The sequence below is a fragment of the Devosia sediminis genome (assembly GCF_016411825.1).
Classification (GTDB): domain Bacteria; phylum Pseudomonadota; class Alphaproteobacteria; order Rhizobiales; family Devosiaceae; genus Devosia; species Devosia sediminis.
On sequence record NZ_JAEKMH010000004.1, the window covers coordinates 361239 to 386287 of the forward strand.

24 protein-coding genes and 1 tRNA gene are annotated in these 25049 nt (G+C 62.1%); 9 read left to right on the forward strand and 16 right to left on the reverse strand.

Features of this window, described 5'->3' with window-relative positions; all coding sequences use genetic code 11:
- Nucleotides 1-14: 14 nt before the first annotated feature.
- Nucleotides 15-90, forward strand: a tRNA-Thr gene (locus JEQ47_RS17470).
- 19 nt (nt 91-109) lie between these two features.
- Here the strand turns inward: JEQ47_RS17470 and JEQ47_RS17475 are convergent.
- Complete coding sequence (locus tag JEQ47_RS17475) at nt 110-862, reverse strand: N-acyl amino acid synthase FeeM domain-containing protein (protein WP_198877700.1); 753 nt, start codon at nt 860-862, stop codon at nt 110-112.
- Between the two features lie 132 nt (nt 863-994).
- Nucleotides 995-3295 carry a putative bifunctional diguanylate cyclase/phosphodiesterase gene (locus JEQ47_RS17480; protein ID WP_198877701.1) on the reverse strand — a complete coding sequence of 767 codons (2301 nt, stop codon included), beginning with the start codon at nt 3293-3295 and terminating at the stop codon, nt 995-997.
- Between the two features lie 193 nt (nt 3296-3488).
- Here JEQ47_RS17480 and JEQ47_RS17485 point away from each other — a divergent pair, with 193 nt between their 5' ends.
- Nucleotides 3489-3779, forward strand: coding sequence for a 4a-hydroxytetrahydrobiopterin dehydratase (locus JEQ47_RS17485; RefSeq protein WP_198877702.1), 291 nt, complete (start codon nt 3489-3491; stop codon nt 3777-3779).
- A 15-nt stretch (nt 3780-3794) separates the two neighbouring features.
- Here the strand turns inward: JEQ47_RS17485 and JEQ47_RS17490 are convergent, their stop codons facing one another.
- From JEQ47_RS17490 to JEQ47_RS17500, 3 genes are read right to left on the reverse strand one after another with little or no spacing between them, the layout of a single operon-like run.
- Nucleotides 3795-7247 (reverse strand): error-prone DNA polymerase, encoded by a 3453-nt coding sequence (locus JEQ47_RS17490; protein ID WP_198877873.1) that lies wholly within the window; start codon nt 7245-7247, stop codon nt 3795-3797.
- 2 nt (nt 7248-7249) lie between these two features.
- On the reverse strand, nt 7250-8887 hold the full coding sequence (locus JEQ47_RS17495; protein ID WP_198877703.1) for a Y-family DNA polymerase: 1638 nt from the start codon (nt 8885-8887) through the stop codon (nt 7250-7252).
- Nucleotides 8811-9530, reverse strand: a complete 720-nt coding sequence (locus JEQ47_RS17500) for an ImuA family protein (RefSeq protein ID WP_198877704.1) — start codon at nt 9528-9530, stop codon at nt 8811-8813. The genes JEQ47_RS17495 and JEQ47_RS17500 overlap by 77 nt, the downstream gene beginning before the upstream one ends.
- Nucleotides 9531-9855: 325 nt before the next feature.
- On the opposite strand from JEQ47_RS17500, the gene JEQ47_RS17505 reads away from it, so the two are divergent.
- Nucleotides 9856-10299: a tellurite resistance TerB family protein gene (locus tag JEQ47_RS17505; protein WP_198877705.1), complete on the forward strand. Its 444-nt coding sequence runs from the start codon at nt 9856-9858 to the stop codon at nt 10297-10299.
- Here the strand turns inward: JEQ47_RS17505 and JEQ47_RS17510 are convergent.
- Nucleotides 10296-10865, reverse strand: coding sequence for a hypothetical protein (locus JEQ47_RS17510; protein WP_198877706.1), 570 nt, complete (start codon nt 10863-10865; stop codon nt 10296-10298). The two genes, JEQ47_RS17505 and JEQ47_RS17510, sit on opposite strands and share 4 nt — an antisense overlap.
- 106 nt (nt 10866-10971) lie before the next feature.
- Between JEQ47_RS17510 and JEQ47_RS17515 the strand changes: the two genes are divergently transcribed.
- The 3 genes from JEQ47_RS17515 (at nt 10972) to JEQ47_RS17525 (ending at nt 13485) form a co-directional block, all read left to right on the forward strand.
- Nucleotides 10972-11421 carry a universal stress protein gene (locus JEQ47_RS17515; RefSeq protein WP_198877707.1) on the forward strand — a complete coding sequence of 150 codons (450 nt, stop codon included), beginning with the start codon at nt 10972-10974 and terminating at the stop codon, nt 11419-11421.
- 94 nt (nt 11422-11515) lie between these two features.
- Complete coding sequence (gene ppa, locus JEQ47_RS17520) at nt 11516-12049, forward strand: inorganic diphosphatase (protein WP_198877708.1); 534 nt, start codon at nt 11516-11518, stop codon at nt 12047-12049.
- 62 nt (nt 12050-12111) lie between these two features.
- On the forward strand, nt 12112-13485 hold the full coding sequence (locus JEQ47_RS17525) for a serine hydrolase (protein ID WP_198877709.1): 1374 nt from the start codon (nt 12112-12114) through the stop codon (nt 13483-13485).
- 158 nt (nt 13486-13643) lie between these two features.
- Here the strand turns inward: JEQ47_RS17525 and JEQ47_RS17530 are convergent, their stop codons facing one another.
- Nucleotides 13644-14168, reverse strand: coding sequence for a cytochrome b (locus JEQ47_RS17530; RefSeq protein WP_198877710.1), 525 nt, complete (start codon nt 14166-14168; stop codon nt 13644-13646).
- Nucleotides 14169-14242: 74 nt separating this feature from the next.
- On the opposite strand from JEQ47_RS17530, the gene JEQ47_RS17535 reads away from it, so the two are divergent.
- Both JEQ47_RS17535 and JEQ47_RS17540 read left to right on the forward strand, forming a co-directional pair.
- A complete protein-coding gene (locus tag JEQ47_RS17535) occupies nt 14243-14686 on the forward strand; it encodes a MarR family winged helix-turn-helix transcriptional regulator (protein WP_198877711.1) in 444 nt (147 codons plus the stop codon).
- Nucleotides 14683-15555, forward strand: a complete 873-nt coding sequence (locus JEQ47_RS17540; RefSeq protein WP_198877712.1) for a heme-dependent oxidative N-demethylase family protein — start codon at nt 14683-14685, stop codon at nt 15553-15555. Before JEQ47_RS17535 ends, JEQ47_RS17540 begins: the two co-directional genes overlap by 4 nt.
- Nucleotides 15556-15693: 138 nt before the next feature.
- Here the strand turns inward: JEQ47_RS17540 and JEQ47_RS17545 are convergent, their stop codons facing one another.
- From JEQ47_RS17545 to JEQ47_RS17580, 8 genes are all read right to left on the reverse strand, one after another.
- Nucleotides 15694-16062, reverse strand: a complete 369-nt coding sequence (locus tag JEQ47_RS17545) for a VOC family protein (RefSeq protein ID WP_236020933.1) — start codon at nt 16060-16062, stop codon at nt 15694-15696.
- Between the two features lie 210 nt (nt 16063-16272).
- The gene (locus JEQ47_RS17550; RefSeq protein ID WP_198877713.1) at nt 16273-16830 is read right to left on the reverse strand and encodes a dihydrofolate reductase family protein; all 558 of its coding nucleotides are present in this window, start codon (nt 16828-16830) and stop codon (nt 16273-16275) included.
- 245 nt (nt 16831-17075) lie between these two features.
- Nucleotides 17076-19190 carry a sodium-translocating pyrophosphatase gene (locus JEQ47_RS17555; RefSeq protein ID WP_198877714.1) on the reverse strand — a complete coding sequence of 705 codons (2115 nt, stop codon included), beginning with the start codon at nt 19188-19190 and terminating at the stop codon, nt 17076-17078.
- A gap of 235 nt (nt 19191-19425) precedes the next feature.
- Nucleotides 19426-19728 (reverse strand): YggT family protein, encoded by a 303-nt coding sequence (locus JEQ47_RS17560; protein WP_198877715.1) that lies wholly within the window; start codon nt 19726-19728, stop codon nt 19426-19428.
- A gap of 292 nt (nt 19729-20020) precedes the next feature.
- Complete coding sequence (locus JEQ47_RS17565) at nt 20021-20629, reverse strand: DedA family protein (protein WP_198877716.1); 609 nt, start codon at nt 20627-20629, stop codon at nt 20021-20023.
- 133 nt (nt 20630-20762) lie between these two features.
- Entirely contained in the window at nt 20763-22577 is a 1815-nt protein-coding gene (typA, locus tag JEQ47_RS17570) for a translational GTPase TypA (RefSeq protein WP_198877717.1), read from the reverse strand.
- 254 nt (nt 22578-22831) lie between these two features.
- Nucleotides 22832-23497, reverse strand: a complete 666-nt coding sequence (locus JEQ47_RS17575) for a ferritin-like domain-containing protein (protein ID WP_198877718.1) — start codon at nt 23495-23497, stop codon at nt 22832-22834.
- Between the two features lie 11 nt (nt 23498-23508).
- The gene (locus JEQ47_RS17580) at nt 23509-24156 is read right to left on the reverse strand and encodes a ferritin-like domain-containing protein (protein WP_198877719.1); all 648 of its coding nucleotides are present in this window, start codon (nt 24154-24156) and stop codon (nt 23509-23511) included.
- 284 nt (nt 24157-24440) lie between these two features.
- Between JEQ47_RS17580 and JEQ47_RS17585 the strand changes: the two genes are divergently transcribed.
- A complete protein-coding gene (locus tag JEQ47_RS17585; RefSeq protein WP_198877720.1) occupies nt 24441-24644 on the forward strand; it encodes a hypothetical protein in 204 nt (67 codons plus the stop codon).
- Nucleotides 24645-24653: 9 nt separating this feature from the next.
- Here the strand turns inward: JEQ47_RS17585 and JEQ47_RS17590 are convergent, their stop codons facing one another.
- Nucleotides 24654-25037 (reverse strand): VOC family protein, encoded by a 384-nt coding sequence (locus JEQ47_RS17590; protein ID WP_198877721.1) that lies wholly within the window; start codon nt 25035-25037, stop codon nt 24654-24656.
- Between the last annotated feature and the right edge of the window lie 12 nt (nt 25038-25049).

The following is a 25049-nucleotide window of genomic DNA, read 5'->3' on the forward strand; positions in this document are numbered from 1 at the left end:
TAAGGCCCATCGGCGCCGCTTTAGCTCAGTTGGTAGAGCACATCATTCGTAATGATGGGGTCGCGTGTTCGAGTCACGCAAGCGGCACCACTCCCCCGCAAATCGCCGGTTACTGTGTCGCTTCGAGCTGGCGGAGGCGATGCGCCATGCGGGCCGTCGGCGCGATGGCGCGCTGGCTGGCGTCGATGGCGCCGAACAGATGCTCGCGCTCTTCGGCCGTCGACATGAAGAACGGGAAGCGGTCGGCGACACGGTCCCTGATCGTAGGCACCTCGGCTGCATAAAGGCAGACCGGAAATTTGAGCTCACCCCAGAAGCGCTCGTCGGCCAGCCGCTCCGAACCGAAGATGCGGCGATAGAAGGGCGCATGTTCCGCGCGCACCGACGAGATCGTGTAGCGCACCGGAAAGTACTCGCTGGCCATGGCGACGATGCGCAGCGTCAGATACGGCAGCGCCGGGAGGGCGAGCGAGGCATCGTGATCGGCCGTGAAGCGGCTGGGGTCGATATAGCCCTGGCCGCGATCGAGAATGGGTTCAAGCACTTCGGGCCAGATGGTGCGGCTGGGCGAGGTGCGGTTCTGCGACGTCACATGGTGGAAGCGGATGGAACTGACCAGCTCGCCATCGATATAGACGCCGAAACAGTAGCAGTTGTCGGCGTCGTCATACTCGTCGCGCGTCACCTGCTGGGAATTGATGGGCACGAAATCCTCGCGCCGATAGGCCTCGTAGCGCAGTTTATACACCGGATCGAGCTGGTCGGACGGGCGCACGCGCCGGTATTCGATGCGATCGAGAAGGTCGATCAGCGTCGTCGCAAATCGCGACGCATTGGCCGTGGAAGGGCTTGCCGCACTCATAACTCTGTCCCCAGTACGTAGTCTGACTTAACCTTTTGTTAGCCATAATTGCACTGGCAAAAATCCCCATACGCCGCGATTTAGCGTCGCAGCGTCGAAAAAATCTCTTATCTGTCAGAATGTTAACGCGCGTTAACCAATGCGGCGTTTTGTCTGCGCCAGGGCGCCGGCATTGAGCCGGGAGATCAGCTCGGCAATGTCGCGTTGCGGCAGCGGCCGGCTGAACAGGTAGCCTTGCACCTGCTGGATGGTCGTGTTGTCGACCATGGCATTGAGCTGGGCCTCGGTTTCGACGCCCTCGGCGACCACGACGAGATCGAGGTCGCGGCCGAGCCGGGCGACATTGGTCAGAAGGCGCAGGGCCCGAGGCTTTTCGGCGATGTCGGCGACGAACGATCGGTCGATCTTGAGCTTGGAGAATGGCAGCGCACTGAGATAGCTCAGCGAGGAATAGCCGGTACCGAAATCGTCGAGCGCAATGCCGACGCCGCGCGCCGCGAGGCCCGAAAGCACATTGATGGCAATATCGCGCTCTTCGATGACAGCGGTTTCGGTGACTTCGATTTCGAGCCGCTCGGCTCCAAGGCCGGTGCGCGCCAGGGCAGTTTCCACCACCGCCTGCAGATCGATGGCGCGGAAATCGCGCGCCGAGACGTTCACGGCGACCCCGACCTGTCCCGGCCACTGGCTGCATTGCAGCGCCGCCTGAGCGATCACCCATTCGGTGATGTCGGAAATGACGCCGATTTCCTCGGCCAGCGGAATGAAGGTGGAGGGCGGCACTGGGCCAAGCTCGGGATGGTCCCAGCGCGCCAGGGCTTCGCAGGACACCACTTTGCGCGTCGAAATGTCGAGCAGCGGCTGGAAGGCCAGGCTCAGGCCGCCGGTGGCGATCGCCTGGCGCAGGTCTCCCTTGAGGCGCTGGCGATAATGGTAGTCGACATCCATCTGCGCATGGAAAATCTGGCTCGTCGCCTTGCCTTCCGCCTTGGCGCTGTAGAGCGCCAGATCGGCCTTGGTCATCAGGTCGTCGAGACTGTCCTCGGCCAGCGCACTGGTGACGAGCCCGAGGCTCGCATTGACGTTGAGGGTCACGCTGTCGAGATTGAATGGCCGGGCAAAGGCCTGCATCACCCGTTGGCTGCGCTCGGACGCCTGGTCTCCCGTCGCTCCGCCATAGATGACGAACTCATCCCCGCCCAAACGTGCCAGCACTGCATCCTCGGTCAGCACATTGCGCAGCCGCTGCGCCACGTCCACCAGCAGTTGGTCACCCACGATATGCCCGAACGTATCGTTGACATGCTTGAAGTCATCGATGTCGATGATCATCAGCGAATGCGTAGCGGGAGGCGTCTGATGACGGCGCGCCGCCAGGTCATCCGCCACCAGCTCGCCGAAATAGGCGCGGTTGGGCAGGCCGGTCAGCGTGTCGTGGCGGGCCATGAAATTGATGCGTTCCTGGGCGGCGACGCGCTCGCTGATATCCTCGAACAACAGCACGCAGCGGTCCCGTCCGGAACTGACGGTCACCTCGTAATATCCCCCTTCCGGCAGGCAGAGCAGAACCTTGCCGGAGGTGTGGCGCTCGATCAGGTCGAGCAGCCGGTCGACCGCGGCATGGGGCAGGCGTCCATTGTCGCGCTGCTGCCGCAGCAGCACGGGAAGCGGCGAGCGCAGAAGGTTGGGCGCACCGACCAGCGAAAAGAATTTCAGCGCCTGTTCGTTGGCGACGCTGACCGTTCCCTTGTCGTCGAGGAGGCACAGGCCATGGTCGAGCGTGGTGATGGCCATGTCGAGTTCGGCGGCGAGGCGCGACGCTTCCACCCGCCCGTGCACGGCACTGAGCAGGATGGCGCGGATGTCGGCCGCGAGCTTGCGGAAGCTCGAGAGCATGATGATGAGGAGGATGGCGAGGACCGGGTGAAAGAAATCGCCCCGCAGCAGCAGCCCTAGCGACAGCGGCAGGATGACCATCAGCATCTGGATGGTCACCAGGCGATCAAGCCCGAAATTGCGCGCGCAGATGCCCACCATGACGGCAATGGTCAGCGAGGCGCTGACCAGTTCGGCGTAGGGATCGCGGACGATCAGCATGGCGACGAGGCACCACATGCCATAGATCAGGGCCAGCGCGCCGCCCCAGATGACGGCACGATTTTCCCAGTATTCGGCCCCGTCGACGTCGTCGGCGCTGATCGCGGCCTTCCAGAAGGCACGCATGTTGGCGTCGCGGATGAGGCCGAGCAGCAGGAAGAGGCCGGCCACGACATAGAGGGGGATGGATTGGACTTTCCAGGCCGTGAGCCCGGCCGCAAAGGCGCTCGCCAGCGAGCCAGCCAGCATCGCGCCGCGGTCGCCATAGACCGAGCGGATGACGGACACATAGTCCAGAGCTGGCATTGTCTTGCGGGCCGATGGGGTCAGCAGCACGGAAAAATCCCTATTGCCCCGCCATTGGGGGCCGGAGGCATTAACAAGCCCTTGCCTCATTCGCCCCCTGGCGAGGCGATTCGGTGTGAAGGCTGAACGGCTGGTTAATATCGAGGCGTGATCGTGACAGGGCCGAGGGAGCCAAGCCGGTGCTGGGACGTTGATTGCCCGATTGCTGATTGCGGAGGCCATCATGGTCGAGAAACTGTCGGATGCGGCCCGCGGCAAGGCGCTGGCTTCGCTGGTGGAGTGGCGCTACGAGGCCGGGGACGACGCGATCTTCCGGGATTTCAAGTTCGCGGATTTTTCCGAGGCCTTTGCCTTCATGGCGCGCGTGGCGCTTCTGGCAGAAAAGGCCGGCCATCACCCCGAATGGTCAAATACCTACAACAAGGTCACCATTACCCTGACCACCCACGACGCCGGCGGCCTCAGCGACAAGGACGTGTCCCTCGCCACCGCAATCGACAAGCTTCTTGCCTGATCCGATCTCCGGCCGTCAGTGAAAATTGCGTCCCTTGGGCATGGCCGAATAGGCCCGGCGGCGCGCCATTTCGATTTCGCGCACCGCATTCCGATCCCGGCTCTGGCTACCCGGCGGGCCGGTTTTTCCCTCGTCAGCTCTGGCGAGAATACGGTCGCCATAGTCCTTGCCGTGAGAGAGATCGAGAAGCTGCGGCGTCAAATCCTCGAAATTCTCTGCAATGACATGGATGACGCCATGTCCGGATTGCACCTTGCCGCGGACGGCCAGCATACGGCTTGAAAGAATGATCTTGCGCAACCGGTCGTCCTCGAACAGCTTTGGCCACACTACGATATTGGCGACACCCGTCTCGTCTTCCAGCGTAACAAAGATCACGCCACTGGCAGTCCCCGGACGCTGACGCACAAGAACAAGGCCTGCGACTTCTACTCTGATATCAGAGGGAATGCTTGCGAGGTTTTCGGCCCGCGTGGTGCCACGCGCCATCAGCACGGGTCGCAGGAACTGCACGGGGTGGCCCTTGAGCGAGAGCGACAGAGTGGAATAATCGTGCACCACCTCTTCTCCCGGCGACATCAGGGGTAATCCTGCCGGTTCTTCTGCCTGTAAATCCACGGGAGGGCCCGCAGAGGAAAACAGCGGCAGCGTTTCGGCACCATGCGTCCCGACCAATCCCTTGACCGTCCAGAGCGCCTCGCGCCGGTTGAGCCCAAAACAGGAAAACGCATCAGCCCGCGCCAGCTTTTCGAGGCTTGCGACAGGGATGCCAGTCCGCAACCAGACTTCGCGCACCGATGCATAACCATCGCCACGGGCCGCCACGATGCGCTCGACATCCTTGTCAGCCAAACCTTCCACTCGCCCCAATCCCAATCGAACGGCGTGCTCGGTCCGTATCTGGTCGATCATAGCTCGATGCCTGGGCCAGACATGATCGGCAAGGTTGCGCTTTTTCCGCTCAAGCGTCGATTCCAGCATGGACGTATTGACGCTGGCGGGCAGGACCTCGACGCCATGTTCAGTCGCATCGCGCACCAACTGGCTGGGTGCATAAAAACCCATCGGCTGGGAATTGAGCAGCGCACACAAAAACACATCGGGGTAATGACATTTGAGCCAGCACGAGGCGTAGACCAGAAGAGCAAAACTAGCCGCATGGCTTTCGGGAAAGCCATATTCGGCAAAGCCTTCGATTTGCGAAAAGCAGCGCTCGGCGAACTCGCGAGTGTAGTTGCGCTCGGGATTGCCGATCATGCCGGCAATGAAGCGTTCCTTGAAGATGTTGATTTTGCCCGTGCGCCGCCAAGAGGCCATGGCGCGTCGCAACTGGTCAGCCTCGCCTGGCGTAAAACCCGCACCGACAATGGCCATTTGCATGGCCTGTTCCTGGAACAAGGGAATACCAAGGGTTTTCTTGAGAACCTGGTCGAGCGGATCGTTGGGCTTTGCCTCCCAGGGCTCCGTGCCGTCACGGCGCTTGAGATAGGGATGAACCATGCCACCCTGGATCGGTCCGGGCCTGACGATCGCCACCTCGATGACGAGGTCGTAGAATTCCTTGGGCTTGAGGCGCGGCAGCATGGTCATCTGCGCCCGGCTCTCGATCTGGAACACGCCGATCGTGTCGGCGCGATGGGTCATTTCATAGACAGGCTTGGCGCGCTCCGGATAATCGAACTCCTCGGTTTGCAGCTCCGCCAGCTTGATTGGCCGCTGGTAATGGCTTTCCATGAGCTCGAAACCACGCCTGAGACAGGTGAGCATTCCCAAGGCCAGGATATCGACCTTGAGGATCTTGAGCGCGTCGATATCGTCTTTGTTCCATTCGATGATGGTACGGCTGTCCATCGCCGACTTGCTGATCGGCACCAGGCTTTCAAGACTGTCGCGGGTGATGACAAAGCCACCGACATGCTGGCTGAGATGGCGCGGAAAACCCCGCAAGACCTTCACTACCTCGAACATCTGCGCCATGACCGGATCATCGGGATTGAGCCCGAGATTGGCCAGGTCGCGCAGGTCGAGCTTGCTGCCCCAGCCCCAGTGAAGCTGATTGAAAGCAGCGATCGTGTCGTCGGAAACGCCGAACACCTTGGCCGTTTCGCGAATGGCACTCTTGGAGCGGTAGGAAATGACATTGGCCGTCAGACCCGTCCGCCGGCCACCATACTTCTTGTAGACATACTGCATCACCTCCTCGCGCCGCTCATGCTCGAAATCGACATCGATATCGGGCGGTTCGTCGCGTTCGGTGGAGATGAAGCGGCCAAAGACCAGCGTTGCCTTGCGCGGATCGACCGAGGTGATTTCAAGACAGAAACACACCGTGGAGTTGGCTGCCGAGCCGCGGCCCTGGCAGAGGATGCCCCGCTCTTCGCGCGCGAACTTGACGATGTCATGGACCGTCAGAAAGTAGGCGGCGTAGCCCTTGTAGGCGATGAGGCAAAGCTCGGACCAGATGCTGCGTTTGATGTCGTCGTGAAGGCCCTCGGGAAAGCGGCGTGCCGCCCCCTCCCATGTCAGCCGTTCCAGCGTCTGCTGCGCGGTCTCGCCGTCGCCGATGGTCTCCTCGGGGTAATTGTATTCGAGCTGCTCGAGGCCAAAACTGATGCGCCCGGCAAAGGCCTGGGTTTGTGCAATCGCATCGGGATGTTCTGCGAAAAGCCGGGCCATTTCATCGGGAAACTTGAGATGCCTTTCGGCATTGGCGCTAAGCAAAAAGCCGGCTTCTTCCAGGGTCACATGCTCGCGAATGCAGGTGACCACATCGAGCACGATGCTGCGGTCGGCGCGGTGGTAATGGACGTCATTGCTGGCGATCATCCGGGCGCCATGACGCTTGGACAACGCATCAATCCGATTGAGCCGCGCGCGGTCCTGTCCATCAAAACGCGGCACGCCGGCGATCCAAACACGTCCAGGAGCCTGGCGGCTAAGCCGGTCCAATGTCTTTTCAGTGAGTCCCCAGTCTTGCTCGTCAGGCATCAGAATAAAGAGCTGGCCTTGCGAAAAGTCCTCGATCGGTCCCTGCTCATCGTCTGAGGTCGGCGTGTTGGAAGCGAAAAGATCATCGAACAATAAATATGGACTGCCCTTTTCGCCGCGTTTATTGGCGACAGTCAGCAGCTTGCAAAGCCGACCATAGGAAACCCGATCCGTGGGATAGGCGATGATATCGGGCGTGCCGTCGGCAAAGACCAACCGGACGCCGACATAGTAGCGGAAGTCCGGACTTCTCTTCTTGTTTTCACGCACCGCCACATAAGCTCTGACCACGCCGGCAAAACTGTTGCGATCACAGAGACCAAGCCCGGTCATGCCCATGGCCATGGCATGGGCAACCAGCTCTTCGGGATGTGAGGCACCCCGAAGAAACGAGAAATTGCTGGTGGTGATGAACTCGGCATAGAACGGCGCCTCAAGCCGGATCGGCGGCGGCGCATCGGTCTCGTCAAGCAAGTCCATGCTCATGGGAAAATCCCATGCAGGAACCACCTTATTTCCTGCCCGGCGCCATAAAGGCCTTGCCGGAAGACCCAGAAACGGCGGCCCTCCTGGTCTTCGACCACGAAATAGTCCCGCGTTGCAGTTCGTGGATCGAGAAGCGGCAGGTCAGGAATATAGGGCGGCGGCTTGGGGGGCTCGCCTGGTTCAGGTTTTTTCGGTTCAGGCGGCTCGACCAGCTTGAGCCGCACGGCATGTCGCCACCATTCGCCGCCCAGCCGCTCGGGCCCCTGCCCCTTGACCAGTCTATAGGTTTCACGTCGCCAGACCATCAGCGCCGGCAGCCCATCAGGCACCTGTGCCGTAATCCCAACCCGTTCCGGCATGGGCAAAAGTCGCAAGGGGCGATTAAGCCTCGGCGCCGCAATCGGTTGGACGGTGGCATTGACGAGGGCCGGCACCAGCCGTGCGGCCCGTTCGGGCAGGTGGCTGGCGATAAGTTCGGTCTGCAGAACCGCCGTTGATCCCAGCCGGCTCGAAAGACGGTCATTGAGCCGATCGATGTCTTCAAGGCCATTGTCGACCGAAAAAGCACCGGTCTGGACCGCTTCGAGCCCTTCGACGCTACTGGCCGCCAGCCGCACCATGTCGATGCCGAAGCCGGGATCATAATTTTCCTCTTCCAGCCGTTGTGCCCGATGCCGGAAGAGATCGCTGATATGGTGAGGGTTGCGTGTCACCCGGGCGGCGTTGAGCGACAGGGTCATGACCTTGTGGTCGACCCGGTAAAGGAAGAGATGGAAGGTCTGCGCCCCGAGGCCTTGTGCTTCAAGGAGCGAACTCAGTTGCACAGCCAGATCACGGGTCAGCATCAAGACGTCATCCAGGAGACTGATCGGCTCGGCAAGGCGCTTTTCCACGTGATGCTCGACAGCCGGAAGGCGAGGCGCCATTCGCTCTTCGATATCGCCAAAAGCCTGGTCGATGCGGAGGAGGGCAGATCCGAAGCGCGCCTTGAGTTGCTTGCGCGAGCGATGCCGCACCTGCCCAATCGTATTGAGCCCCATCTGCAAGAAGGTGGACACCTGCGTCTCGGGCAGGCGCAAGGCCGCCACCGGCAAGGCATCGAGCACGGCGGCAAGATCGGCATCTTCGACCACCTGGCTACGGGCAAAGTGGCTGACTGCCCAGGCCGCGCCGATCGTAGGCGCAACCGCTCCCGAGACCGCATAGCCAAGATCGCGCAGGCGCGACAGGACCATGCGCAGCATCTGCCTCTCGCCGCCAAACAGGTGGCTGACCCCGGTAATATCGAGCACCAAGTCGCCAAACGGAGCGCTATCTGAGAGGATCGAGACCAGAGGGCTGGCATTGGAATGCCAGTCGGCAAAACTTTCGAATGCCGCAGTCAGTCCGGCGCGATCGATTTCCAATACTGTCAGATTTGGCCAGATGGCCCGCGCATCGGCCAGATTCTGGCCAATGCGCAACCCCTCCTTCATCAGCTGCGGCTCGATGGCAGCCAGGCGCAACCCGCCCTTTATCCGCTCGTAAAGAACCAGCGGCACGTCCTTGAGCGTTGGATCAGCCCGCTTGAGAAAATCCGTCGCCCAATAGGGCAGGTACAAAGCCAGAAAGCGGCGCCGGGGCGCGAGGCGCATGGCTTCCGGCGGACGGTGATGTAAAGACTGCAAGCCCATTGTCGGTCCATTCCAAAAACCACTCGTTACGCTGTCCGGCGACCCGGCCTTTCTCGAGCTTCAGACGCCAGCGCGGAGCACCGGGAGCCCTGATGTCATAGGGGTTTCGTCCGCTGCGATGCGGCAAAACCCTCCACCGCAGATGACTGGCGCTGCTCTGCGCACTCGCCCCATAGCGCAGGAGAAACAGCGACACGTGATGGGCGCTGGCCCTCAGACTGAGCCGTCGGCTGGCGGTGAAGTTGAGCAATTTCGGTGTGCCACGAATATCGGCCACCACGGCGGCCACCGCACTGCAGGAAATGACCTCTTCGACGGCCCAGAGAAATTCCATCATGTCGGCTGTCCGCACGATCACCATGGCACTGGGATGAAGGCCGAAAGACGCCAGGCCTGGGCCATAGGGCATGCCGAAAGTCTGGGCATCGGATGCCAGCTGGAGATAGAACACGCTGGGCCGCTGCTCTGTCAGAAGGGCCTTGGCCTGCGCCAGCGCAAAACCCATGCCCAGCCCCCCATCGCGGCTCGCATCGGCAAAAATTTCCTGCACCAGTCCCGCCGGCAGTGCGGGAAAAACCAAAGCACCCTGCTGTTCGGACTCCACGCGCGACCGCACCTCGGCCAAGGCCGGTTTGCGCTCGATATCGGCAATGATGTCCCGCAGCGCGGCAAGGCGCTGTTGTTGGTCCGGGGGGTGCATAGGGCAACCGGCTATGTGAACAAAGAGAGAACATTTAGACTCCGAATCCGAGAAGAGTCGAGTCCCTTTTGCGCGGTCCTACTGTGTCCGGCCTGCATCAACCCCGTTCAAGAGCGCGCGAGTAGGGGAGAAAACCCATTGAGAAACCGCCGCTTATCACTAAGTCTGCTCCTGCTTGCCGACCGGCTCGCAGCAGCCCTTTCACTCGACCCCGACGGAGGCTTTTGCCATGTTCGAGGCCTTGACCCGCCTGTTCGGAAAGCCCGAGGCGCCGGCCGACCTGCACGACCCTAAGCTGGCCGTGGCGGCCCTCCTGGTGCATTTGGCGGCCGTCGACGGCTCCATGCAGGAGGACGAGCGCAAGGCCATTCGCGGCGCCCTGATGGACTATTACGACCTCGACGAAGCCGCGGTCGACAAACTGGTGCGCGAGGCCGCCCGTCACGATGCCGAAGCGGTGGATTTCTATAAGTTCACCAGTGGCTTGACCCAGCTCGACATGGGCGACCGCATCGAGATCATCCGCATGATGTGGACCGTGGTCTTTGCCGACCGCAAGAATCACGAGCTCGAGGACAATATGGTCTGGCGCATTGCCGAACTGATCGGCGTTTCGAGCCGCGACCGTACTATCCTGCGCAACCAGGTCCGCGGGCGCACCACCGAGGACTAGTACGCCTCGAACTTGCCGATGATTTCGACTTCATCGGTCAGACAGTCGAAATCGCCAGCCTTATCAGCGGCTTGCTGCGCCAGCACATTGGCGTTGGCATTGGCGCGCGCATCCACATAGGCGATGTGGCAGCTATTGCCCTCCGCGATCTGGCTGACCACCAGAACCTGACCGAAATCTTCGCCCGTCTCGGAATGGGCGGTGTGGTAACGCACGATCGTGGCTATCGGAAACCACCTTCCCGAGGCATTGGACAGACGCCATTCGAGCTTTTCGCCCAGCCGGTTGAAGGGCGGAAGGGTTTGAAATCCCACGCTGTTTTCGTCCGCATCGAAGCCATAGCTCAATGAAAACCGGAGGTCCCCTTCCTCCACCTTGAGCGGAAAGCCCTTGTAACCCGGGCAGGACCAGGAAACGCCGAAGTCGTCGGCCTCGAGCACCAGGCAATCGCTGTCGAGATTGAGGTCGGTATAGGCGCTGACAAAGCCCGACTGGGCAGCGGCCGAACCTGTTCCGAGGACCAGCATCAGCAGGCAATTTGTTAGCAGACTGTTAACCCTGGACATGACCTTCGTTCTCCTCGCGTTACGCTGGCATCGGAAAAGGATGATTCAGATCAATATGCCGCCATGATGACCATGCCAGATTGATCGACACAAGGAGACCGGACCGATGTTCAAGACCATCCTCGTTGCCAGTGACGGATCCGAGCAGGCCAGCAAGGCGCTCGACGCTGCCCTCGAACTGGCCCGCCTTAACGGCGCCAGCCTCACCATTCTGACCGCCACCGATCCGGTCGCCACCGGCATCGGCTCGGGCGGCTTCGGCACCATCGATGCCGGCCCCATCGTGGCGCGGCTCGAAGAGGCCTATGCCAGCGAAGCGGCGGACCTCTTGGCCAAGGCCCGGCACCGCGCCCAGGAGGCCGGCATCACGCCCGAGACCCTGCACCTGCCCCGCCATCGCCCGGCCGACGCGATTCTCGAAACCGCGACGGAGCGGGGAGTGGACCTGATCGTCATGGGCTCGCATGGACGGCGCGGGCTCAACCGCCTGCTGCTCGGCAGCCAGGTCGCCGAGGTGCTGGCGCGCTCGACCCTGCCCGTGCTGGTGGTCAAATAGCGGCAGCGCGGGTCTGCGTTTGGCCTTGCCTTTGGAGGGGTTTGTGGGCAGAACGGCCCGCGACAACCCTCCCCTCCTCACGGCAGTTGTGAAAATGAATATCGACGCGATCCCGACCGGCAAGAACCCGCCCGACGACCTCAACGTCATCATCGAAGTGCCGCTTGGTGGCGAGCCCATCAAGTACGAAATCGACAAGGAATCGGGCGCGCTGTTCGTCGACCGCTTCCTCTATACGCCGATGCGCTACCCGGGCAATTACGGCTTCGTGCCTCATACCCTCTGCGGTGACGGCGACCCGCTCGACGTCATCGTCATGAATTCCCGCCCGCTGGTGCCCGGCGCCGTGGTGCGCTCGCGCCCGGTTGGCGTCCTGTTCATGGAAGACGATGGCGGCCAGGACGAGAAGATCATCGCCGTGCCGGTCTCCAAGCTCACCCGCATGTATGACAATATCCAGGACATCCAGGATTTCCCGGAAATCCAGCTCGAGCGCGTGAAGCACTTCTTCACCCACTACAAGGATCTCGAGCCCGGCAAGTGGGCCAAGATCGACCGGATCGGCAACCTGGCCGATGCCCGCAAGGTCATTCTCGATTCCATCGAAATGGCCAAGTCGGCCAAGTAAGCGATCCAATCCCGATTTCCGGCGTTGTGCTCCCATTGAGCTGACGCCGGAGACTTTTTTTCATGAAGCCTGCCCTCGCCGCCGCGACTTTCGCCCTGCTCGCCTCGACCGCCCTGGCGCAGGAGGCGGCCATGCCTACCAATGGCGAAATCTCGAAGATCCTGGCCGATCGGATTGACCGCGACGGGGCCAATGTCGGCATTGCCGTCGCGGTGATCGAAAACGGTGAAACCCGCTTCGTCTCACATGGCACGCTGGGGCGCGACGACCCCGCACCGGTCAACGAATTCACGCCCTTCGAGGCCGGATCCATCACCAAGGTCTTTACCAGCCTCGTCCTGGCACAACTGGCATTGGATGGCGAAATCGACCTCGATGCGCCGATCACCGACTATCTGCCCGAGGGCACGGTTGTGCCGGCATCCGATACGCCGATCACCGCCTTTGATCTGGCGACCCACATGTCCGGGCTGACCGGCCTGCCCCCGGAGATCACCGCGCGTGGCCTCGACAATCCCTATTCGGGCTATACCGATACCCAGCTCCTGGCCTGGCTCGGCGAACAGGAACTGGCGCGCCCTGTGGGCGAGGGCTTTGAATATTCCAATGTCGGCGTCGCCCTACTCGGCGAAATCATCGAGGGCGTGACCAACGAGCCCTATGCCAAGACGGTTGAGCAACGCGTGCTGTTTCCCCTGGCCATGGAGAGTTCGCGCCTGGCGCTCGGCGCCGAATTGCCCGAAGGCATGGCTATCGGCCACGACCCCGCAGGGGCCGTTGCAAACTATTGGGATTTCGATGCCGTGGCGCCGGCTGGCGCGCTGATCACCACCGCGGCGGACCTGATCAAATTCATCGCGGCGGCCAGCGGCGCCACGGAAACCGAGTTCAAGCCCGCCTTCGACGCCATGCTGGAACGGACGAGACCGATTGGCGATAGCGGCTCGATCGGGCTTGGCTGGTTCATCACCCCGACCGGCTCGGGCGAAATCGTCTGGCACAATGGCCGCACTGGCGGCTTTTCGAGCTTTGCCGGTTTCGAGCGCATGTCGGGCAATGGCGTCGTGGTGTTGTCCAACATGTCGACCGAACAGGGCATCAACGATATCGGCATGCATCTGCTCGACCCTTCGCTGCCGCTGCGCGAACAGCCCAAGCCACGCGAGGCAGTGGAGATCGATCCTGCGATCCTTGATGGCTATGCCGGCGATTACCTCCTGGCGCCGGGTGTGGTGATGACGGTCACCACCGAGGACGGAAAGCTCTTTGCGCAACTGACCGACCAACCGGCCCTGGAGATTTTTCCCGAAAGCGAGACGGCGTTTTTCTACCGGGCAGTCGAGGCCCAGGTGACGTTCGACGTGGTGGACGGCCAGGCCCGCAGCCTCACCCTGTTCCAGAACGGCCAACACATGCCGGCCATGCGGGTGGAGTAGATTGGCTTAAACTTGGCGCAAGGATCACCCCACCCTCATTCCCTCCCCATCAAGGGGAGGGAGGAGCAAGCCTCGGTCGCCGGTGCTCATCGTCTCCCTCCCCCTTGTGGGGAGGGATCAAGGGTGGGGGTGTCAGACACTATCCCCGCAATTTGCGCTTATCCCCCCACCCGCATCCGACCGATCAATCCATCCCGCCTGATGAACTGATGAAACAGCGCCGCGCCGATATGGCCGAGGACCAGCGCAATGAGGATGCGGCTCATGATGCCATGCATGAGATAGGGCGGCACCTCGTCGAATTCGGGCAGCGGTCCGCCGGCAAAGATGGCTGGCGCCGCCCCGGTCAGGGCCACCATGCCCACGCCGGACGCCACCATGATCACTATGGCGCCATAGAGTCCAAGATGCACCAGGCGCGCTGCCCATTCCTGGGCCCGGCTCATGCCTGCAACCGGTTCGGGGTGGCGGTCGAAGAACACCCACCATGCAATTCGGAACAGGGTCAGTACGCCGACGACGATGCCCAGGCTGACATGAATGGGCAGGATGGCGGGGACGAGATCGTCTTCATTGCCCATGACCATGCCGGATATCAGCATCAGGATGACCGCCAGGGCAGAAAGCCAGTGAATGGTGGCTGCTATGGCGCCATAGCGACGCGGCGTACTCTTGAGCGGCATGACCAATCTCCTTGCTGCCCGGTCAGATAAGGATATACTTAGCACACTATATAAGTACTGAGCATACTATGTAAATGGCACTCAATCGCGATACCTCCGTGGGCTATCTCACCAACTGGGCCGGGCGCCTCCTGGTGCGCGAACTGGAGCGGCATCTGGCCCGCATCGGCCTCATGCCGGCGCATATGCCGGTCTTGCTGGCGCTCGAAGCGGGCGAGGCGAGCCAGAAGCTGATCGCCGAGCGGGCGGGCGTCGAACAGGCAACCATGACCGCAACGCTTAATCGCATGGAGCGCGATGGCCTGGTGAGCCGCCGGCCCAATCCGGAGGACGGGCGCTCGCAACTGGTGGCACTGACGGCCAAGGCCCGCGAAAAGCTGCCCCTGGTGGAAGCGGCCGCCGAAACCATCAACCAGGCCGCCCTGGCCGACCTGACGCCGGCCGAGCGCGATCAATATTTCGGCCTCATCAAGCGCATCGTCGGCACGCTCCTGGCGCGGGACGGCGCCGCCCCATGAGCCTGCCCACGCCCTATGATGGATCATCCCCCCTGTTCAGGATCGGCACCAGGCCGCTCGACCCTGCACACTGGCTGGAGCCGGACGCCTGCCGGGCCGCACAAATCGAGGAGAAGCTGCGCCTCCTGGCGGGAAGGCCGGAGGAAGTGTTCGCCGAACTTCCGGAAAGCAGGGCGGCGCAAGGCGAGCTGCTTGGGCTGGTCACCGAACACATGCGGAGCCGACATCCCGAATTATGGCGCCATAATGAGCCGGAAACGCCGGGGGAGCATGGCAGCCCGCTGGTCGCGGTATCAAAACGGGTACAGGACGATCTGTTGATCCTCCAACGCCACGGCGACGGCTGGCGCCTCACTGCCGGGTGCCTCTGCTTTCCCTCGTCCTGGGTGCTGGCCGAGAAGTTGGGACAGGTGCTGGCCGACATTCATCAACCGGTTCCTGGCTTTGGTCCGGGAACGCGGCAGGCGGAAATCATGGCCCGCATGTTCGACGCCATGCGGCCCGAAACGCCGATGATCCGCTGGAATTTCTCGCTTTATGGCGATGACCGGTTGTTTCACCCGGATGTCTCCGGGCCTGACCAGCCCCGTTTCGGCAGTGGCGAACGCGCCGATCCGGTGTTCTTGCGGGTCGAGCGACAGACGCTCAGGAAACTACCGGAAACCGGGGCAATCGCCTTTACGATCCGCATTTCCGTGGACCCGATCGAGCGGCTGGAAACGCATGTGGACGGCGCAAACATCGCCCTGTCCCTGGCGGAGCAGATCGCCGCCCTGACGCCGGAACAGCTCGACTACAAGGGGCTGACGCTGGAGCGGGAGCGGGTGATCAGGCGGTTGGGGGAGATCGCGGAAGCGACCCCCACCTAACCTCCCCCTGTAACAGGGGGAGGGACATATCGAGTTTGTCGGGGGAGCCGCGGGGAAATGCCGACCTGCTCCTCCCCCTGTTTCAGGGGGAGGCCGGGTGGGGGTGGCCACAGACTGGTGGCCGGAAGGGGCCAGAACTCAGTTACCCGGAAAATTCTTCGGCGGTTCGGCGACGGTAATTTCGTTGCCCTCAGGATCGGTGAGCTGGGCAACAATGCCCCAGTCGCCCTTGTTGTCGGGCCCAAGGGCGAGACCGGCCGCTTCGAGGCGGCTGCGTTCATTGGCCATGACCGGCACGACGATGGTGGTGCGTCCGTGGCCTGCATGGCTGGCGTCGTCCCAGAGCTGGAGCCCGGCGCCGTTCATGTTGCGCCACTGGGCCATGCCCGGAAACGGCTGGTCGTCGGGCGCGCGGCCCATGAATTTTTCGTAGAAGGCCAGGCCGGCATCGAAATCGGCGAGTTGGATGCAGGCATATGTGCCCTGGACGGAAATCGGCTTGGTCATGTCGGCTCCTTGAGCGGTTACAGCACAATGTCGCGGTGCGCCGTTTCGACAGGGGCCCGTCGATTTCTTCGCCCGACGGGACGCGACCCACCACCGTATCATTCCCGCGATGGCGGGAACCCCTGTTTGCGACGGCAACGGAGGTCCCCGCTTTCGCGGGGATGACGCAGTGAAGGTATCACGGCTTCCAAGGAGGGGCGGGCGAAGTCCCTACTCCGCCTTTTTGCGATAGACCTGCACCACATTGCCCTTGGAGGTCACGTCGCAGCGGACGAGTTCAAGGCGCGTGGTCGGATCGCCCTGCTCGAACAGGTGCCGCCCCCTGCCAGCGACGACAGGATGGGTGATGAGCGACAGCTCATCCATCAGGCCGGCGAAGATGAGCTGGCGCACCAGCGAAATCCCGCCCATGACGGCGATCTCGCCGCCCGTCTGCGCCTTGAGATTGCGGACGAAATCGAGCACATCGCCCTCGATCAGCTTGGAATTCTGCCACTGCGCCATGTCGCCGGGCTTGAGCGTATTGGAGGCGACATATTTGGGCACGCCATTGATGAAGGCGCCAAAATCCTGGTCATGTTCGGCCGTGGGCCAGTAGCCGGCCCATTCCGACCAGCCGACGCGACCCAGGAGCACGGTATCGACCTCGCCCATGACGCCACCGAGCAGGGCCCCGAGCTCGTCGTCGAAGCTGTCGAACTGGAACTGATCCGGCGCCTCGACGACGCCATCGACGGAGTGGAAAAGGCCCGCTGTCACTTTACGCATTTAGTTTGTCCCTCTGAGTGCGGGCCACATCATTGCCGCCCGTTCGTGAAGGCGACGAGGCGGCCGCGACGGGTTCGACGTTTTTTCTTCGAGAACATGAAAAGGCCCGGAGTTTCCCCCGGGCCTCTTGTCTATCTGGATCCCCTCCCCTTCGTCATTGCCCGGCTAGACCGGGCAATCCAGTGAGCTGACCCATGGACCACCTGGTCGAGCCGGGTGGTGACGATGGTTGTGGATATATCGCCCTACATGCCCAGGTTCGCCAGTACCGCGAGCAGCAGCAGGGCCACGATATTGGTGATCTTGATCATCGGATTGACGGCGGGGCCAGCCGTGTCCTTGTAGGGATCGCCGACGGTGTCGCCGGTCACCGAGGCCTTGTGCGCGTCGCCGCCCTTGTAGTGGGTGACGCCGTGGCTGTCGGTAAAGCCATCTTCAAACGACTTCTTGGCATTGTCCCAGGCACCGCCGCCCGCCGTCATCGAAATGGCGACGAAGAGGCCGGTGACGATGACGCCCATGAGCATGGCGCCGAGGGCCGAGAAGGCATTGGCCTGGCCGGCAATCCAGAGAATGGCGAAGTAGACCACGATGGGGCTCAGCACCGGCAGCAGCGACGGCACGATCATTTCCTTGATCGCCGCCTTGGTGAGCATGTCGACGGCGCGGCCATAGTCGGGCTTGTCGGTGCCGGCCATGATGCCCGGCTTTTCCTTGAACTGGCGGCGCACTTCCACCACCACGGCCTGGGCCGCGCGCCCGACGGCGGTCATCGACATGCCGCCAAAGAGGAAGGGCAGGAGACCACCAAAGAGGAGGCCCACCACCACGTAAGGATTGGCGAGGTCGAAGCTGACGGTGAGGTCGGTGAAGTAGTGCTTCAGATCCTCGGTATAGGCCGCGAAGAGCACCAGGGCACCGAGGCCGGCCGAACCGATGGCATAGCCCTTGGTAACGGCCTTGGTGGTGTTGCCCACCGCGTCGAGCGCGTCGGTATTGTGACGCACTTCCTTGTCGAGGCCCGCCATTTCCGCAATGCCGCCGGCATTGTCGGTGACCGGGCCGAAGGCGTCCAGCGCCACGATGATGCCGGCCAGAGCCAGCATGGTCGCGACGGCGAAGGCGATACCGAAGAGACCGGCAAGGCTATAGGTCACGATGATGCCGGCAATGATCACCAAAGCCGGCAGGGCGGTCGATTCCAGCGACACGGCGAGGCCCTGGATGACATTGGTGCCATGGCCGGTGACCGAGGCTTCGGCGATCGAGTTCACCGGGCGGCGGTTGGTGCCGGTATAGTATTCAGTGATGACGATGATGAGCCCGGTGATGACGAGGCCCGTGACGCCGCACCAGAAGAGGCTCCACGGGGTGAACACCTTGGATTCGGTTTCGATGGCGACATTCATGTCGCCGAACATCAGCCACAGCACCGGCAGGAGCGCGATCAACGACAGCACGCCCGAGGCGATGACGCCCTTGTAGAGTGCGCCCATGATGTTGTTGTCGCTTCCGAGCTTGACGAAATAGGTGCCGATGATCGAGGTGACGACGCAGGCGCCGCCAATGGCCAGGGGCAATACCATGCCGATGAGCTTGAATTGGTCGGGCAGGATGATGGCGGCCAGCACCATGGTGGCGACGATGGTCACCACATAGGTTTCAAAGAGGTCGGCGGCCATGCCGGCGCAGTCGCCGACATTGTCGCCCACATTGTCGGCAATGGTTGCGGGGTTGCGCGGATCGTCTTCCGGGATGCCGGCCTCGACCTTGCCCACCATGTCGCCGCCCACGTCGGCACCCTTGGTGAAAATGCCGCCCCCCAGACGCGCGAAGATCGAGATCAGCGAGGCGCCGAAGCTGAGGGCCACCAGTGCATCGATCACGGTGCGGCTGGTCGGCTCGAAACCGATGCTGGTGAGGATGATGAAATAGAGCGTGATGCCGAGGAGCCCGAGCCCCGCCACCAGCATGCCGGTGACCGCGCCGGACTTGAAGGCGAGATCGAGCCCCTTGCTGAGCGAGCCCACGGCGGCCTGAGCGACACGCACATTGGCGCGCACCGACACATTCATGCCGATGAAGCCGGCTGCGCCCGAGAGCACCGCGCCGATCAGAAAGCCGATGGCGGCATAGATGCCCAGAAGGAAGAAGGCGGCGATCAGGATGACCACCCCGACAATGGCGATCGTGGTGTATTGCCGCTTGAGATAGGCCGATGCGCCCTCCCGCACGGCGGCCGAGATTTCCTGCATGCGCGCCGAACCCGCATCGGCCTTGAGCAGGCCCTGGGTGGTGACGATGCCATAGACGATAGACAGGCCGCCGCACGCGACGATCAGCCAAAGTGCCAGATCCATAAGAAGTCCCTCGAAAAGTTTCCTCCGAGGGCCCGCGCTGGCACCGGCCGGGTCTTTTGCGCCCGGTCCAATCCCCGCCCTCCATCGGGCCCCCTCCGGGAACCGAGATTAGCGGGACTGCTGGGTTAAGCAATGGTAATTGCGATGTTTTGTCGCGGCCGGTTCCGTCCAGCAGGCGCCAAAAGAAATCCCAGCTTTCGCGGGGATCGCAAAGTCCGGACGATGCGGAAGCGCGCTACACGCCGGCGCGCACCACCGCCGGATAGATGTAGTAGCCGATGATCGACTGGATGAAGAAGATGATCAGGAATGCCACCAGCGGCGAAAGGTCGAGACCCGAGAAATTGGGCATGAAGCGGCGGATGGGCCGCAGCACCGGCTCGGTGAGCTGGTTGATCACCTGCCACACCATGGCGACGAACTGATTGCGCGTATTGATGACGTTGAACGAGATCAGCCAGCTCATGATGATCATGATGAGCAGCACCCACCAGTAGAGCTGGAGGAGGATCAGGATGATGTCGAGCACGGCGCGCATTGGCGTCTCCGGTGAAAGGGTCCGAATTATCTAGTGGCTGCATGCCCCTGGGGCAAGGCCGGGCATACAGAAGGGTAAAGCATAGGGGCCCACACCAGATTACGCGGTGCAGGCCCCTGATGACTTTGGACCCGGTACGCGAAACTCTTCATCCGGGTACGCCATCAAATGCACGAAGCGTGCCAGACCGTCCGCCCCGGAAATCGGGGAGCAGAGATTAAGCCATTGTGAAGTTTCGCATTTTGCAGCGACAGGCGGTGATGCAGAATGCAACACGCCTTGCAGGATGCAACTAGCCGCGCGACTGCGCCGGCTTCCAGGTGATGACGCGGAAGAGGTAGATCAGCACCACGGCGGCAAGGACGAGGTAGCTCAGAGGATCGAGTACCACTTCGATCATCTCGTAGTGCTCGTGCAGGATATAGCCCGCCAGCGTAAGAAAGGTGTTCCAGATCAGCGCGCCCGCAGTGGAGGCGAGGAGAAAGAGCGGCAGCGGCATCTTGGCCAGGCCCGCCGGGATGGAAATCAGCGTGCGGATGATCGGCATCAGCCGGCCGAACAGCACGATGATGGGTCCGAAGCGGCGGAAATAGCCCACGGCAATGTCGATCTCCTCGGCATTCATGGTGAGGAGACGCCCATGCCGGTCGGCCAGCCACTTCACCCGGTCGAGACCGAAGAGGCGGCCGGCGAAATACCAGGGCAGCATGCCGACCACGGCGCCGAACGTGGCGGTGGCGAGGACGCCGAAAAGGTTGAGATCGCCATTGGCGGCGGCAAAGCCGGCAAAGGGAATGATGAGTTCGGACGGAATGGGCGGAAAGATCGATTCCGCCAGCATGACAAGGAAAATCCCGACATAGCCGAGGTCGGTGATGATCTGGATGATCCAGTCGGTCATGCGGTCGCTGTCCTCTCGTTCTGCGTCACCACCGGGGCTGTCCCGGTGGTCCATGCTCGTCCAGAAATGGATTGCCCGGACAAGCCGGGCAATGACGATGCGAAACTATCGAGGGCCGCTTAACAGACCCTGATCAGGCCGTCTTGGCGGCGCGGCTCATGCGCTTGCGATCGTTCGGATCGAGCCAGATCTTCCTGAGGCGGATCGACTTGGGCGTCACTTCGACATATTCGTCCTCGGCAATGTAGCCGAGGCTCTGTTCGAGCGTGAGCTTCTTCGGAGTGGTCAGGCGGACCGCTTCGTCCTTGGACGTGGTGCGGATATTGGTGAGCTGCTTGCCCTTGAGCGGATTGACCTCGAGGTCGTTCTCACGGGAATGCTCGCCGATGATCATGCCTTCATAGACGTCCACGCCGGCGTCGATCATCATCGGACCGCGCTCTTCGAGGTTCCACAGGGCATAGGCCACGGACTGGCCGGTGCCGTTGGAGATCAAAACGCCAGTACGACGGCCCGGCAGTTCGCCCTTGTACGGCACGAACGAGTGGAACAGGCGGTTGAAGATCGCCGTGCCGCGGGTATCGGACAGGAGTTCAGGCTGGTAGCCGATCAGCGAACGGGTCGGAACCAGGAGCTGTATACGCGTGCGGCCGACGCCGGACGGACGCATGTCGGTCAGCTCGCCCTTGCGCTCGGTGAGCTTCTGCACGACCGTGCCGGTATGCTCGTCATCGACGTCGATGATGACTTCTTCGACCGGCTCGAGCGTGACGCCGTCTTCTTCCTTGAACAGCACTTTCGGGCGACCGATGGTGAGTTCGAAGCCTTCGCGGCGCATGTTTTCGATGAGCACGGCGAGCTGAAGTTCGCCGCGGCCGGCCACGTCGTAGCTGTCATTGTCGTCGCCCGGGGTGACGCGGATGGCCACATTGCCTTCGGCTTCGCGCATCAGACGCTCGCGGATGACGCGGGACTGCACCTTGTCGCCTTCGCGGCCGGCCAGCGGACCGTCATTGATGCGGAAGGTGACCGAAAGGGTCGGGGGATCGATCGGCTTGGCGGCGATCGGTTGGGTAACCGAGGTGGCGCAGAGCGTGTCGGCCACGGTCGAGGTCACAAGGCCGGCAATGGCGACGATATCGCCGGCCTGGCCCACGTCGATCGGGGTGCGCTCGAGGCCACGGAAAGCCAGGACCTTGGAAACGCGGCCCTTTTCGACTTCCTTGCCGTCACGGTTGAGCGTGTGAATGGGGTCGTTGGCCTTGACCGAGCCCGAGGTGATGCGGCCGGTGAGGATACGCCCGAGGAACGGGTTGCGCTCGATGGTGGTGACCAGCATGCGGAAGGCGCCTTCTTCCACGGCAGGCTCGGGCACGTGTTCGATGACCTTGTCGAGCAGCGGTCCGAGGTTTTCCTTGGGACCTTCGGGCTCCAGCGCCATCCAGCCCTGCTTGGCCGAACCGTAGAGCACCGGAAAGTCGAGCTGCTCGGGCGACGCATCGAGAGCGATAAAGAGATCGAAGATTTCCTCGAGCACTTCCATGTGGCGCTCGTCGGACTTGTCGATCTTGTTGATGGCAACGATCGGACGCAGGCCTTGCTTCAGCGCCTTGCCGAGCACGAACTTGGTCTGGGGCATCGGGCCTTCGGCGGCGTCGACGAGGATCACCACGCCATCGACCATGGAGAGGATGCGCTCGACTTCACCGCCGAAGTCGGCGTGGCCGGGCGTGTCGACGATATTGATGCGCGTGTCTTTCCAGAGCAGCGAAGTGACCTTGGCCAGAATGGTGATGCCGCGCTCGCGCTCGATGTCATTGCTGTCCATGGCGCGTTCTTCGACGCGTTCGTTTTCGCGGAAGGAGCCGGACTGCTTGAGCAGAACGTCGATCAGCGTGGTCTTGCCGTGGTCAACGTGGGCGATGATGGCGATATTGCGCAGGGACATGAAATCGAGCCTTGTTGGCACGATCCACAAAACCATTCCCACGGGAGTGCTCTCGGGTGGGACGGTCAGGACGGACCATGCGGTATGAATATGCCAGCGCCAAAGTCGGGAGCGATCCGGCAGTTTGCGCGGCTCTTACAGGATAGGGGCCGGTTTCACAAGGTTTCAATCTGCAGGGCGGGGTTGCAGGGCCAATGACAAGCCGCCACGCCCGGCAGGGAACGCGGCGGCTGGTGGCAAGGTTTGTGCTGGCGCTAGGCCAGGAAGGGCTGTGCTGCGGCCAGCACGTCTTCCTTGCTCATGGGTTCGTCATAGGCGCCGTCCCACGGCTTCTTGCCGCCGATCTTGCGCACGATGGCAGCATGGCGCGCCTCGACCGAATGGATCTGCAGCGCGGTCTGCAACAGGTCGTTATTGCCGATGAGATTGCCGGCCTGGCCCTTGTAGGCGGCGACGCCCAGGTCCTCGAATGTCTGGCTGAGGGTTAAGTAGGTGTCGAAATTGGTCAGCACGTCGGCATATTGGCCGCCGGCCGTGGCGTCGATCTCGGGGCGGGCAACGGCATCGGCGCCGAGCACGCTTTCGAGCAGCGCCACATGCTGGGCCTCGTGCAGGCCGATATGGGTGAAGATTGCCATATATTCGTGCGGGATGAGGCCGTCGGCCTCAAGGCCCGAGCGATAGAAGAAATCCTCGATATGTTCGAGGGTCAGGGCGTAATTGAGCACGTCCTTGATCTCCGCCGGCAGCGACTGGCCAAAGGCCTGCTGCGCCGTGACGGCAAGCACCATGGGAGCGCTGGCCAGCATGCCGAGCGAAGCGACGCTGCGCTTGAAGAAGGCGCGACGGTCCACCGAAAGGCGGGCAGTGATTTCCGGATCGATGCCGGAGAGCAGGCTGGTCTGAACGGGATTGGTCATTTGTGTTCTCCTCAGACCAGGGAATTGGCGGTGACGTCGGACGTGATGAACGGATCGGCCGCAGCCAGCACGTCGGCGGGCTCCTTGGCGGCGTCGAGGCCGTTGTCGTCGACGACTTCGGGGCCGGCAAAGGCGACGGAGTCGGGCTGCAGCAGGTCGCGGATGAAGGCAGCGTGGCGGGCCTCCACCGAGACGATGCGGCCGGCCTCTGCCAGGTAGTCGACATTCTCGATCAGCTTGCCGGCGCCGTTATAGGCGGCGACGCCCAGGTCCTCGAAGGTCTTGGCGGTATTGAGAACGCTGTCGCGGCTGGTGAAATCCACGGCGGAAAAATCGACTTCCAGTTCCGGGATGGCATCGTCGCCAAGCGCTTCCTTGAGGAAGTCGCGGTGATCGACCTCATGGTCGCGGATGTCGGTGAGCCATTCGGTCTCGTCCGCACTGATGCCTTCATAGGGGTTGTCGATGACAGCGGTATAGAAGGCGGCTTCGAGCTGCTCGAGCGCATAGGCATAGTTGAGCACGCCGATATCGCCTTCACCGAGATCGGCGGCGAGCGCAGCGGAAATACCGAAATTGGGCAGGATGGCGCCGGCCACGGCGATGCTGGCGGAAGCACCGGTCCATTTGAGCAGGCGGCGACGGGAAAGGTCACTCATGTCGATCCTCGTTGGTTGACGTTTCGTCTGACCAGATGAGGAACGGATCGGCGCACAGTTGTGCAGCGCCGAATTCAACAAATATGACAATATAGCGCGGGAACAATTCGACGCCACGATTGTTCACGCGACCGGTCGAGAACAACATATTTTTCCAGCAACGAAGTCGATTTGTCTTCGTTCACGATCCCGCCATTCACGGCATCGGCACTGCCCCGGCCGAAACTCCGCTTGTCCAGCTCCCGTAACGAGGATCAACACTCGCTTGTGGAGACTTTACCCGCGTGGAAGACATTTATCGGGACCACCGTATTTCGGTGCGCCAAGCCATCAATCACGGAAACGGCTTTGAGGCCAAGATCTGGACTGTCCAGGGCAATCCCACACTGCTGGTCGCCAAGGCGAGCCTGGATGAAGGCGCGGCCACCTGTCTCGACCGCGCCCGCAAGGTGATCGATCAGTTCATCACCTATCGCGACCAGCACTGAGGCTGGGGTCTATTTCACCGAACGCGGCAGCTCGCCCGATTGCCAGAGCCCCAGGCCAAAGCCATCCGGGTCCAGAAAATCGGCACTCCAGCCGCCGGGCGCCTCGGAGACGGGCGTGACGATATTGACGCCCTTCTGCGCCAATTCGGCGACCACGTCGTCGATGCCGCCCTCGTCGAGTTCGAAGACGATGGCCGGCGTATTGCCGCGCACACCCTCCATCTCGAAGAAGATGAGATCGGGGCCGCCTTCGATGCTGGCCTGGAGCCAGAACGGTTCGGCCCCTTCCATGCGCTCGAGCTGGAGCCCCAGGGTCTGGTTGTAAAAGGCTTCGGTGCGCGCGATGTCGCTCACATAAAAGACCACGCTGACTTTTTTCGGCTTGAGGCCCATGGGGCAGCTCCT

Excerpts from the sequence above, each read along its gene's own strand:
- JEQ47_RS17535 (WP_198877711.1), top strand. The coding sequence starts at position 14,243 with ATGGCACTCAATCGCGATACCTCCGTGGGCTATCTCACCAACTGGGCC.
- JEQ47_RS17575 (WP_198877718.1), bottom strand. The coding sequence starts at position 23,497 with ATGACCAATCCCGTTCAGACCAGCCTGCTCTCCGGCATCGATCCGGAA.
- JEQ47_RS17580 (WP_198877719.1), bottom strand. The coding sequence starts at position 24,156 with ATGAGTGACCTTTCCCGTCGCCGCCTGCTCAAATGGACCGGTGCTTCC.
- JEQ47_RS17475 (WP_198877700.1), bottom strand. The coding sequence starts at position 862 with ATGAGTGCGGCAAGCCCTTCCACGGCCAATGCGTCGCGATTTGCGACG.
- JEQ47_RS17550 (WP_198877713.1), bottom strand. The coding sequence starts at position 16,830 with ATGCGTAAAGTGACAGCGGGCCTTTTCCACTCCGTCGATGGCGTCGTC.
- JEQ47_RS17560 (WP_198877715.1), bottom strand. The coding sequence starts at position 19,728 with ATGCGCGCCGTGCTCGACATCATCCTGATCCTCCTCCAGCTCTACTGG.
- JEQ47_RS17565 (WP_198877716.1), bottom strand. The coding sequence starts at position 20,629 with ATGACCGACTGGATCATCCAGATCATCACCGACCTCGGCTATGTCGGG.
- JEQ47_RS17495 (WP_198877703.1), bottom strand. The coding sequence starts at position 8,887 with ATGCGCCTCGCGCCCCGGCGCCGCTTTCTGGCTTTGTACCTGCCCTAT.
- JEQ47_RS17590 (WP_198877721.1), bottom strand. The coding sequence starts at position 25,037 with ATGGGCCTCAAGCCGAAAAAAGTCAGCGTGGTCTTTTATGTGAGCGAC.
- JEQ47_RS17485 (WP_198877702.1), top strand. The coding sequence starts at position 3,489 with ATGGTCGAGAAACTGTCGGATGCGGCCCGCGGCAAGGCGCTGGCTTCG.
- JEQ47_RS17555 (WP_198877714.1), bottom strand. The coding sequence starts at position 19,190 with ATGGATCTGGCACTTTGGCTGATCGTCGCGTGCGGCGGCCTGTCTATC.
- JEQ47_RS17515 (WP_198877707.1), top strand. The coding sequence starts at position 10,972 with ATGTTCAAGACCATCCTCGTTGCCAGTGACGGATCCGAGCAGGCCAGC.
- JEQ47_RS17490 (WP_198877873.1), bottom strand. The coding sequence starts at position 7,247 with ATGGACTTGCTTGACGAGACCGATGCGCCGCCGCCGATCCGGCTTGAG.
- JEQ47_RS17530 (WP_198877710.1), bottom strand. The coding sequence starts at position 14,168 with ATGCCGCTCAAGAGTACGCCGCGTCGCTATGGCGCCATAGCAGCCACC.
- JEQ47_RS17525 (WP_198877709.1), top strand. The coding sequence starts at position 12,112 with ATGAAGCCTGCCCTCGCCGCCGCGACTTTCGCCCTGCTCGCCTCGACC.
- typA (WP_198877717.1), bottom strand. The coding sequence starts at position 22,577 with ATGTCCCTGCGCAATATCGCCATCATCGCCCACGTTGACCACGGCAAG.
- ppa (WP_198877708.1), top strand. The coding sequence starts at position 11,516 with ATGAATATCGACGCGATCCCGACCGGCAAGAACCCGCCCGACGACCTC.
- JEQ47_RS17505 (WP_198877705.1), top strand. The coding sequence starts at position 9,856 with ATGTTCGAGGCCTTGACCCGCCTGTTCGGAAAGCCCGAGGCGCCGGCC.
- JEQ47_RS17510 (WP_198877706.1), bottom strand. The coding sequence starts at position 10,865 with ATGTCCAGGGTTAACAGTCTGCTAACAAATTGCCTGCTGATGCTGGTC.
- JEQ47_RS17545 (WP_236020933.1), bottom strand. The coding sequence starts at position 16,062 with ATGACCAAGCCGATTTCCGTCCAGGGCACATATGCCTGCATCCAACTC.
- JEQ47_RS17540 (WP_198877712.1), top strand. The coding sequence starts at position 14,683 with ATGAGCCTGCCCACGCCCTATGATGGATCATCCCCCCTGTTCAGGATC.